Consider the following 10,536-nt stretch of genomic DNA (forward strand, 5'->3'; position numbering starts at 1 on the left):
CTAAGGATTTAATGTTCATCAGTAAAGAGCTGCTTGGCGGCAAGGGGCTCAGACCATTCACTCCCTCACAAAAACAAAAAGATCGACTCTACGCAAAAGTATTAGACCTTGCTGGTTATCACAAATGGGACGAAAGTCAGCACTTCAATTCTCTTTTCGACCACCTTGTTCAGGTGGGCAATGCCTGGCTGGAGCCGCGTTACCTCTTTGATACTGCTATTGAATTCCTAACCAGTCACAGCATTGCTATCCCTAGGTACACCGTACTCCAGAGACTGATAAGCAGAGCGATGCAGCAGGTCAGAAAAGACCTGGCGCACCAACTTAATCAACTCACCAGTCCTGAACTTCACGTCTTTCTGGACAGCATAACAGCCATTGATGACGGACTAAGCCTGAACCAGCTCAGAGGCGGTGCAAAAAGTCTGACCGTACCTGAACTTAAAAAAGAGCTTGCCCTTTATCATCAGTTAGCGCCATGGCGCACGCAAATCAATGGCGTTATCGATGGGCTTAATCTGTCTCTTAAAAATCGACAACACTTCGGTGAGCTCATCAACTATTACGGTAGTAAACTCAAACGATTCAAACGCGCACAGCAGCATCTATGGTTGCTATGTCACCTGACAGAGCGGATACAACTGGCACTGGAACGGTTAACTGATGGGTTCATTTACCATATCCGCAAGCAACAAGAAGCTGCCAACACCTTTGCACAACAAGCAGTGTTCCTGTCCTGGCAGTCAGCCGCGGACAATGTCACGAAAGCGGCAGAGTTACTGCATCTGTTTGTGGATGAGAACATTGATGATAATCAACCCTTCTCAGTAGTCAGACAACAGGCATTGAAGGTCATGAATGACAGGGATATCCAGACCCTCTGCCTTTACCTGAAAAAACAGAAACGGACCGTGGAAGAGTACCAGTGGCAACATTACGATGAACAATGCAATCTCCTGGAGCAACTGTTAAGGCAGGTGTTCTTGTGCCTTGAATGTGAGGCCGGTAAAGGCTCAGAAGCCGTCGTCGCCCAACTTCAACAGATGCAGACGGAAATCGCATTCGGTGGACCACTGAAGACGATGGATACGTCGCTCATCCCGAAAAAGCACCTCCCATGGTTGGTTAAACAGGATAACGTTAACCCGCAACGTTACGAATGGCTGCTCTACCGGCAGTTAACCTCACGACTGAATGGACGCATTTATTTGCCAAATGTTACCAAATACCGCGCACTGGAAGACGACCTGATCCCCCAGACATCGCAGGATACCTTGCTGGCCTCATCAACACTGGACAGACTAAAACAGCCCGCAGAGTTATTGTTACAGGAGAAACAACACCGGCTGGAAAGTGCACTCAAAGACGTTGCTCTCCATATTGATGAGGGAGACAATCGAAATGTGATCATGAAAAATCGTACCGGTACCCGCTGGCGTCTGCCGACCAAAAGCGCTACATCTCTGGTCAACAATCCCTTTTTTAAGCGAATGCAACCGGTCGGTATCGCGGATGTACTGCGGTATGTAGAGCGCGAAACCGGGTTCATGAAATGTCTGACTCATGTACTTCCGATACAAAAACAAGGGTTCACTCATCAGGATGATTTACTGGCCATTCTGATTGCCAACGCCACTCACCGTGGTGTGTATGGCATGGCGCAGATCTCCGATCGAAGCTATGAACACCTGAGTACGGTGCAGGCCAACTATATCCGGCCTGAAACGCTGCATGACGCCAGCGACGTGATCAATAATGCGGTTGCAGCGCTACCCATCTTCCGCCACTACCATATTCAGGAGGACCAGCTGCATGCCAGTGCGGATGGTCAGAAATTCGAAACCCATCTGGAAACCTTTAAAACCCGGTACTCCTCTAAGTATTTCGGCACCAACAAAGGGATCACGGCCATGACACTGGTGGCCAACCACAGCGCCCTCAATGCTCGGATCATCGGTTCCAACGAGCACGAATCACACTATATTTATGACCTGTTACAATCCAACAGCAGTGAAATCAAACCTGACGTACTCTCGACAGATACACACGGTGTCAATCATGTTAACTTCGCCTTACTGGATCTATGCGGTTACAGTTTTGCACCGCGATACGCGCAGTTCAGTAGTGTCATCAATGATCTGTTTGACGTAACTGAAAATGAACACGGCGGCACCAACCTTGCCCTGAAAAAGCCCATCAGGACGAATGTCATCGAAACGGGATGGCAGGATATTAGGCGCATTGTTCTGTCACTTCAGACAAAGCGAACGACACAGGCAATGCTGGTAAGAAAGTTGTCTGGTTATCCTTCGGGGCACCCGACATTACAGGCGCTGACGGAGTATAATCGACTGGTCAAAGCGCAATATTTACTGGATTACATAGACAATGCCAGTTTGCGGCAGTACGTTCAGCGTGCCCTTAACCGGGGAGAAGCGTGGCACTTCCTGAGACGGGCTATTGCGTCGGTGAATGGCGATCAGTTCCGAGGCAAAAACGAGAGTGAAATCGCTATCTGGAATGAATGTGCAAGATTGCTTGCCAACGCGATCATCTACTTCAACTCCGCGATACTGAGTCATCTGCTGGGACACTTTGAAGCGAGAGGAGATGAAGAGAAAGCGGGTATCACTCGTGCTGTTTCGCCCGTTGCGTGGCAAAATATCAACTTAAGCGGAACGTATAACTTCACTAATACTGGGAAATTGCCCAATATTGGCGAAATAACAAGGCCGATAGTGGATGATTAGGCTCCAAGCTGAAAGTAAACCACCTCCGCAGCCATTTATTGGTGTGGTCTACAGAGGATTATGTCTTTTTAGAGGGGAAAATCCCTAGAACCCCAATGTGCTTCGAATGACGATAAGTCCCATTGCCCTGTACTTGATTCCTTATACGAATAACACCTCTTGACTCCGTACCTAAGTACGGATCCTATAATTAGTTCACTAATACATGAGGTGAATTGATGTTTGGAACACTCGTAGAAAAAGTAGGCTCGACAGGTACATGGCTTTCAGCTCTCAGCTGTGCTGCCTGTTTCCCTGTTCTAGGAAGTTTTGGTGCTACTATAGGCTTAAGTTTTTTGTCTCAGTTTGAAGGTGTGGCAATTAATACGCTACTTCCTATATTTGCATCGATTGCTTTACTCGGTAATGGCGCTAATTGGTGGCTGCATAGAAACCACTTGCGTGGAATTATCTCGATCCTGGGGCCAATTGCCGTGCTTTTAACCTTATATCCACTTTGGCAATATGGCTGGAGCACTTACTTATTTTATGGTGCACTGATTCTGATGTTAGTAGTTTCTGTCTTCGATTTTCTTAAACCTGTGAGGCCACAATGTCGAGTGTAGTACTGGATTCCACCATTTCATGTCCCAAGTGCGGGCACCAAAAAACCGAGCAAATGCCTACTGATGCTTGCCAGTGGTTTTACGAATGCGAGGGGTGTAACACAATACTGAAACCACTGCCGGGTGATTGTTGCGTTTATTGCTCCTTTGGCACAGTAGCTTGCCCTCCCATTCAACAAAGTGACAACTGTTGTGGAAGCGAATAACCAGACAGAACACGATTTTGTCAAACCCGGCACTCTCTCACCTCCAGGACCTATAGGGCGGCTAGTGAGATTGGGCCTCGGGGTCATTTGTATCGACTTGGTCATTCAAATTGTGGACGATGTGCCCGGCATGATCCAACGTTGGTGGCCGATAAATCTCGTTAGCATATGCACTGTCATTCTCGGCTTTTACTTACTTAAACCGGTGATAGACATCGGTATCTCAAAAAAGGCTAAACGCTGGCCTCAATTTTTTGTTGGGTTTATTTCCCTTGCAGCGAGTTTATATGATGCAGTAAATCAGCAGCCTTTTTTCGGCGCAGGTTTAACTGCATCTACGATGCTCTGGATGACATACGTATACGGACATTTAGGAGTTTCATTCCTATTGTCAGCTGCTATTAAGACGCCTGGCTGCGAAATGCGAGCGATTCCACATTTGTGGTCAAAATTAACCGGATCCAGCACTCTCGAACATTATTGTCCCGGCCCTTTATCTCCAATAGATACGTGGGAGCGTAAGTTGTTTCATAAATAGCCACTCAAACTAAAATGCTGGTTAGAAATCGCTCCTTTATCCTACATATGGCATACGTTCAATTCTCCTTTTTATGACTTGTTATAGTCAGCCATCGTAGCTAAGGAGTGAAGAACAATTGAAGTTAATGTAAAAGCTAGTCAATGCTTGAGTCCTGAAAGCTAAAATTTATAAATGTTATTCAAAAAAGCGGAAGAATATTGATTATTCCACCTTACGAGCTTTACCACTTTTCGCGCGTCGTTTTCGTTCAACCTGGACATAAACTGTATCGGTCGTTGCACTGCTAGAATGCCCCAAATCTTCAGATAAATCTTTCAATGGACGATCTCTTTCAATCTCCATACTGGCACCGGTATGACGCAGATAATGTGTGGTGGCTTCATTGAGTTTTTGTGCGGCTTCTAATCCTTGTTCTGCTTTCATTTTATTAAATGCAGCATCGAACACGCTTTGAACAAGCCTAGAGATTTGACGACTCGTTAAACCACCGCGTCCTCTAATTTTTTCAACCAGAACGGTTTGCTCGCCTTTGGATGGTAACGGTGACAGTCCACGCCATTCTCTATATCGTTTCAAAAACGTAAGATAACCCGGTGGTACCGTGATATCTCTAATCTTTTTGCCTTTTCCATAGGCCTTAAACCACCAGTTGTTGTCCTCATCTGTCCAAAAATGACTCATCAACGGTGTCCAGTCTTGGCGCTCTGAGAGCTCTGAAAGCCGCAGAAATAGGGTTTTCATGGTAGCAATAACGAATAAGTTGCGTTCCAAAAGCGGGTCGTTATCTGCCAGTTCAACTGCGGTATCTAAGAGATACTGCCATTGCTGCTCCGTTAATCGACTGATCGTCTTCACCTGACTGTCTTTTATCAAATATTTACAGTCACGTTTCGCCAATGGAATGGGATTGCCGAAACAAATTTCTTCATCGATGAGATGGCGGTAAAAAGAACTTAATGCCACAAAGGTAGATTCGAGGGTCTGCAATGACGGTTGATACTTTTTCGGATCGAGCACTCTGTCCTTATCGTATTTGGGCGGTGTTTGCCTGAACGGTGTCCACTTAAGGTTTGAAGCAAAGTAACCGTTTTTAAGGCTAAATCGATCATGGAGCTGGGTACTTATCCATTTGACCGGCGGCGCCACACAAAAATCAATGTAACGTAAAATATCGGCTTTGCGTAAGTCATCTATTGGCTGCTTATCCACCATGAAGACCCACAGTAGAAACTTCTCAATATCATTTCGAAATCGCACATACGTGTGTTGTGATTTGTTGCGTCCGATATATAAAAGATATTCTTTCGCCCAGTCCCAGTGCTGTCTCATCCATGTCGGTTGCTTATCTAAGAATGAACTTAGCTGAGGATAGTCAGACAGACTGAGCTCTGCAAGCTCAGCATACGTAGGAAACAACGGTGTGGGTTTAGTGGTGGCCAAGTGTGTTTTGATTGTAAGTTAAGATGACAACACTATAACTTACCCCTACACCCTATGTCTAATACTAAAGGGTATTAGACATAGGGTGTATGTATCCCAGAACCCAGAATCCAGGATTTGGGTAACTGCCAGTCCATACTGAATCTCGCCGTTAGGATTCTTAGCAAAGACAGTAATAATTCAAAATTGATTATCACATTTGAAATAAGGGCTTTCGTCATCTATTAGAAAGCCCAGTTTGTTAAACCGAGGATTTACTGTGAACTAACTTATATAGAACTGGCAATACCAACAATGTCAGCAAGGTCGAGGAAATGATACCCCCTATAACGACCGTCGCTAATGGTCGCTGCACCTCTGCGCCAGTACCCACGTTGAGCGCCATGGGCACAAAACCAAGGCTTGCCACCAGTGCAGTCATCAATACCGGACGTAAACGTGTCAATGCGCCATCAATAATCGAGTTCATCAAGTCGCCCGTTTCGTCCAGTCTTTGCCGGATAAATGACAACATAACCAGGCCATTGAGCACCGCAATACCTGATAATGCAATAAATCCTATTCCGGCAGAGATTGATAACGGCATGTCCCTTATCCAAAGCGCCAAGAAACCACCGGTTAACGCCAACGGCACGCCAGTGAAAATAATCAGTGCATCTTTAAACGAACCAAACGCAATAACCAGTAATGTCAGGATCAAAAAGAGTGTTGCGGGTACCACAAGACTCAACCGTTGACTGGCACTTTCTAGTTGCTCAAATGTACCGCCGTAATCCAACCAATAACCTGAAGGCAAGTCGACATTTTGTGCAATCTGTTGTTTAGCTTCATTCACAAATGAACCCAAATCACGATCACGCACATTGGCTGTGACGACAATCCGGCGCTTACCATTTTCTCGGCTAATTTGGCTGGGTATGCTGGCAAACTCAAGTTGGGCAACCTCTGAAATTGGGACGTAAGCCCCCTCACCCGTCATAATCGGAATGCTACCCAGGGCATTTAAATTATTACGAATACCTTCAGGGTAACGCACTATAAGTTCAAAACGCCTGTCTCCTTCAAATATAAGCCCCGCTTCTTTACCGCCAATGGAAGCACTTAACCACATTTGTGAGTCAGTGACGTCCAAATTGTACCGAGCCAACGCATTAGGTTTCGGGTTGACTGTAAAAATGGGAATTTCATCTACTTGCTCTAAACGTGCATCAGCGGCTCCTGGTATATCTTGCAAAACAGACAAGATGTTAACGGCGGTATTTCGCAAGGTAGTTAAATCATCACCGTAAATTTTAATACCCAAATCAGCGCGCACTCCGCTGATCAGCTCGTTAAAGCGCATTTGTATGGGTTGGGTAAACTCATAGTTATTGCCTGGTACGTTTTGTAAGTCGCGCTCTAATTGCTCTACAAACTCTGCTTTGGACAATTCAGGGTTAGGCCATTGGTCATGTGGTTTTAGCATCATAAAGGTATCGGTCACATTGGGCGGCATAGCGTCGGTCGCGACTTCCGCCGTACCGGTTTTAGCAAACACTGTTTGAACTTGTGGATATTGCATAATGGTTTGCTCCAGCCGTTTTTGCATATCCACCGCTTGTTCAATGCCAGTGCCTGGCACGCGCATGGCATGAAGGGCAATATCCCCTTCATCCAGTTGAGGGACAAACTCAGTACCCAGACGCATCCCTAACCACACGCTTACCACCACCAATAAAGAGGCTGTAATCATGACCAACCAGCGGAGTTTTAGCGCCCACAATAATACAGGGCGATACACCGATTTTGCGCCTACTATGACAGGACTTTCTTTTTCACTCACCTTACCTGACATGAATAACGCGACCGCTGCGGGCACCAATGTGATAGAGAATACCATCGCAGCCAATAAGGCCAGTATGACGGTTGCCGCCATTGGGTGGAACATTTTGCCTTCTACGCCTGTTAAGCTAAAAATGGGAATATAGACAATCGTGATGATCATTACGCCAAATAAGCTGGGGCGTATTACCTCGTTGGTCGCCTCAAATACGACTTCCAGTCTTTCTTTTAATGGCAACACCGCGCCTGTTCGCCGCTGTGATTCACTTAAGCGCCGAATGCAGTTCTCGACAATGATGACAGCACCATCGACAATCAAACCAAAATCAAGTGCCCCCAAACTCATTAAGTTGGCGCTAACGCCAGTATGTACCATTCCTGTAATAGTTGCTAACATCGCCAGGGGGATGACCGCAGCTGTGATGATGGCCGCTCGCACATTGCCCAAGAGTAAAAACAAGACCACGATGACAAGCAGTGCCCCTTCTACAAGGTTTTTTCTTACGGTATCGATAGCTTTATCCACCAAAGCCGTGCGGTCATAGACCGTTTCAATCAGCACGCCGTCAGGTAGACTGGATTGGATTTTTTCTACTTTATCAGCGACGGCCAAGGCAACGGCTCGCGAGTTTTCACCAATCAGCATCATCGCTGTGCCTAGCACTGTTTCTATCCCTTCGCGCGTTGCTGCGCCGGTGCGAAGCTCTTTGCCTATGGCAACCTCAGCAATATCATCAACCGTCACAGGAGACTGGTTTGTAAGTGTCACCACCACTTGGCCAATGTCATCGATAGTGGATAATTGCGCTTGTGAACGCACCAGTATTTGCTGGCCGTTTCGCTCTATGTACCCTGCCCCCTGGTTCGCATTATTGCGTTTAAGTGCACGCAGCAAGTCATCTGTGCTGACGCCAAAGTTCAACATCAATTGAGGATCAGGATTAATATGATATTGTTTGGTGTATCCACCAATGGCATTGACCTCAGTGATCCCCTTTACCAAGGCCAGTTGCGGCTTGACCACCCAATCATGCAATTCACGCAGTGCCATGGCATCAAACGGTCTTCCGTCTGACGTTTTGGTGCCAGGCTCTGCGCTCAATGTATACATGTAGATTTCGCCCAATCCCGTGGCAATCGGCCCCATTTCTGGCTCAATACCTTGTGGTAGCTGACTTTTAATAATGCCAATGCGCTCATTGATGAGGTTTCTGGCAAAGTAAAGGTCCGTTCCTTCCTCAAACACAGCGGTGACTTGCGATAAACCATACCGGGATAGCGATCGCGTATAATCCAGGTTAGGCAAACCCGCCAAAGCAGTTTCAACCAAAAAGGTGATGCGCTGCTCGGTCTCAAGTGGCGAATAACCTTGCGCTTGCGTGTTGATTTGCACTTGAACATTGGTAATATCAGGCACGGCATCAATGGGTAGTTTTTGATAGCTAAACAAACCAAGCCCAATCACGATAAAGCTTAACATCAAAAAGATCCCGCGCCTTTTAATCGACGTGCGTAAAATGGAAGTTATCATGCTAAACCTCCACGTTTACTCACTTGCTTTATTAGCTGAAATAGAGTGTTGATAGAGGCGTTAGTGATCATGACCCGCCTCCGATTTCTCTAAGTCTGCTTTAATCAAATAGCTATTGGTCGCAACTACGGACTCGCCTTCGGTAAGCCCTTGGAGCACTTCAACACGCTTTCCATCCGACATGCCAATTTTGACGGGGCGAGGTGTGTATTCGTCACCATGCTGAACAAACACCACTTGATTGTCTTCGTATTCTTGAACCGCAGAGACAGGTACTAATAGACTCGCAGCTTTAATGGCAGTGGTCACCTTTGCTTTAACCAAGGTACCTAACGGCCAGAAACCATCACTATTATCAACTGCAACATTAGCAAGTGAGTGCGGATTGCCATCTGCCGAAGGTGTTAGGTAAGCGATAGTCGTGACTTGACTAAAATCAGCATGGCTAAGTCCAACACGTTGGCCGACCTTGATTTCACCAAGCTGTTGTGAAAATACGGTCAGCTGTGCCCAGACGTTTTTATAATTGGCTAACGAAAATAGCACCTGTCCGTTAGACAGCTCACCATTGTTTGCATGCCTGGCAATCACACTGCCATCAAAGGGTGAGGTAATCGAATAGCTTTTTAAACTTTCATTCGACTCTACTAACGCTAGCACATCGCCTTTTTTTACCTTGTCACCGATGTTGACGTTGACGCTTTTTATCACACCATCAAATCGTGCACGTATATGGCTAAGTGAGGCGGGATCGGCACTAATTCGACCGTAAAGCGTGGTTGAAACCGTAAGTTCTCCAGCGAAGGCTTGTACTGTTGTGATGTCATTTTTCTTTGCTGTTGTGGCGCTCATTGTCACCACTTCATCGGAGTGACCTTCTTCACCATGGTCATCTTCACCCGCAAATAGCGCGGAACTATAAGTCACTAGCATTAAGGTGGTGGCCAAGGCCGATAGGTTTGGTAATTTGCGGAAAAGGTTTAATTTGTTCATCGTCATTACTTCTTATCGAAATGCGCATTACCAGCCGTTCCATCGCTTGATGGATTGGCGGTGCGCTGAGTTATGAGGGAAATACCCGTCAGCGCTTCTATTTCAGCGCTGCTAAGATGGACTTGCGTAGCCGCGTTGATTAACGCTAAGCGAGTGTTTAAAAACTGACGTGGTCAAGCAAATTCACACAACCCAGTTAAGCAGCTTTTCCTAAGTTAGCCATTTCAGCCTCATATTGGTTTGGACTTTTGTAATCCAAGTATGAGTGCATTCTCTGACTGTTATAAAACATAGTGATGTATTGCAGGACATCCTGCTGGGCAGCATGGCGACTCTGGTAGTGACGCCACTGCACTCGCTCTTGTTTTAATGTGCCGAAGAAGCTTTCTACAACGGCATTGTCCCAACAATCACCTTTCCTGCTCATGCTACCTGTTACCTTGTACTGTGCCAGTAGCTGTCTAAATTGTCGGCTTGCATACTGCGAACCACGATCCGAATGATGTATCAGGCCTGCCTTGGGTTTACGTTGCCATAAAGCCATTGTTAAGGCATCACACACAAGCTGGGCATTCATCCGCGACGCCATACTCCAACCCACGACTTTGCGTGAGAACAGATCAATGACAACGGCCAGATACAGCCAGCC

Annotated in this window: 8 protein-coding genes; 4 read left to right on the top strand and 4 right to left on the bottom strand. The window is 46.4% G+C overall.

Features of this window, described 5'->3' with window-relative positions; genetic code table 11:
- From C6Y40_RS15170 to C6Y40_RS15185, 4 genes are all read left to right on the top strand, one after another.
- Nucleotides 1–2,750 (top strand): Tn3-like element ISShfr9 family transposase (locus C6Y40_RS15170; protein ID WP_105935303.1); only part of this gene is annotated, 2,750 nt, incomplete at its 5' end.
- Between the two features lie 218 nt (nt 2,751–2,968).
- The gene (merC, locus tag C6Y40_RS15175) at nt 2,969–3,355 is read left to right on the top strand and encodes an organomercurial transporter MerC (protein WP_105935307.1); all 387 of its coding nucleotides are present in this window, start codon (nt 2,969–2,971) and stop codon (nt 3,353–3,355) included.
- Complete coding sequence (locus C6Y40_RS25255; RefSeq protein ID WP_105935308.1) at nt 3,343–3,561, top strand: GDCCVxC domain-containing (seleno)protein; 219 nt, start codon at nt 3,343–3,345, stop codon at nt 3,559–3,561. Before merC ends, C6Y40_RS25255 begins: the two co-directional genes overlap by 13 nt.
- The gene (locus C6Y40_RS15185) at nt 3,548–4,099 is read left to right on the top strand and encodes a hypothetical protein (RefSeq protein WP_146129586.1); all 552 of its coding nucleotides are present in this window, start codon (nt 3,548–3,550) and stop codon (nt 4,097–4,099) included. Before C6Y40_RS25255 ends, C6Y40_RS15185 begins: the two co-directional genes overlap by 14 nt.
- Nucleotides 4,100–4,303: 204 nt before the next feature.
- Here the strand turns inward: C6Y40_RS15185 and C6Y40_RS15190 are convergent, their stop codons facing one another.
- The 4 genes from C6Y40_RS15190 to C6Y40_RS15205 form a co-directional block, all read right to left on the bottom strand.
- Nucleotides 4,304–5,542 (bottom strand): tyrosine-type recombinase/integrase, encoded by a 1,239-nt coding sequence (locus C6Y40_RS15190; protein WP_105935310.1) that lies wholly within the window; start codon nt 5,540–5,542, stop codon nt 4,304–4,306.
- Between the two features lie 241 nt (nt 5,543–5,783).
- Nucleotides 5,784–8,894, bottom strand: a complete 3,111-nt coding sequence (locus C6Y40_RS15195) for an efflux RND transporter permease subunit (protein WP_105935311.1) — start codon at nt 8,892–8,894, stop codon at nt 5,784–5,786.
- Nucleotides 8,895–8,954: 60 nt separating this feature from the next.
- The gene (locus C6Y40_RS15200; RefSeq protein WP_105935312.1) at nt 8,955–9,887 is read right to left on the bottom strand and encodes an efflux RND transporter periplasmic adaptor subunit; all 933 of its coding nucleotides are present in this window, start codon (nt 9,885–9,887) and stop codon (nt 8,955–8,957) included.
- Between the two features lie 196 nt (nt 9,888–10,083).
- Nucleotides 10,084–10,536, bottom strand: a 453-nt coding sequence (locus C6Y40_RS15205) for an IS3 family transposase (RefSeq protein ID WP_146129587.1), incomplete at its 5' end; no start/stop codon positions are given.

The organism is Marisediminitalea alba (assembly GCF_002993365.1).
GTDB classification, from domain to species: Bacteria; Pseudomonadota; Gammaproteobacteria; order Enterobacterales; family Alteromonadaceae; genus Alteromonas; species Alteromonas alba.